1 protein-coding gene is annotated in these 855 nt (G+C 68.7%); it reads left to right on the top strand.

Going from position 1 to position 855, the window contains the following annotated elements:
• Positions 1–203 precede the first annotated feature (203 nt).
• Positions 204–855, top strand: a 652-nt coding sequence (locus C1I97_RS38100; RefSeq protein ID WP_111007387.1) for an SOS response-associated peptidase, incomplete at its 3' end; no start/stop codon positions are given.

Genomic DNA, 855 nt, shown 5'->3' on the forward strand with positions numbered 1-855 from the left:
GCGACGCCCGCAGAGGAGTCCACGACATCAACCTCGACGCAGTGGCGATCCGGCAAGTCGGGATACCAGACACCACACCGACTCTGCAGTCAACCCCCGAAGAACTTCCGAGGGCGACCACTAAGCGAACGTGTGTGCCTCGTGTGAAGATTGAAGTGCAATATGTCCGATACGTAAATGTGACCTTCCCTGGGTGAGGCCCCATGTGCGGTCGTTACGTCTCCACCCGCAGCCCCGAGGACCTGGCCCAGCACTTCAGGGTCACCGAGTGGTGCCCGGAGGAGGCGCTGGAGCCCAGCTGGAACGTCGCCCCGACCAACCGGGTGTGGGCCGTACTGGAACGGGCCCCGCGGGAGGACCGTGAGGCCGCCTCCGTGCGCAGGGAGCTGCGACCGCTGCGCTGGGGACTGGTCCCGTCCTGGGCGAAGGACGTGCGGATCGGCGCCCGGCTGATCAACGCACGGGCCGAGACCGTGCACGAGAAGCCCGCCTTCCGCCGCGCCTTCGTCAAACGCCGCTGCCTGCTGCCCGCCGACGGCTTCTACGAATGGCAGCAGATCACGTCCGGAACAAAAGGCAGGACCCGCAAGCAGCCGTACTTCATCAGCCCCGAGGACGGCCGGCTGATGGCGCTCGCCGGACTGTACGAGTACTGGCGCGATCCGGAGGTGGAGCGGGACGACGACCCCGCCGCCTGGCTGACGACCTGCACCGTCATCACCACCGAGGCCGCCGACGCCGCCGGCCGCGTCCACCCCCGCATGCCGCTCGCCCTCACCCCGGACCACTACGACGCCTGGCTCGACCCCCGTCACCAGGACCCCGACGAGCTGCGGGACCTGCTGAGCACCCCGG

The sequence above is a fragment of the Streptomyces sp. NTH33 genome (assembly GCF_003236365.1).
Taxonomy (GTDB): Bacteria; Actinomycetota; Actinomycetes; order Streptomycetales; family Streptomycetaceae; genus Streptomyces.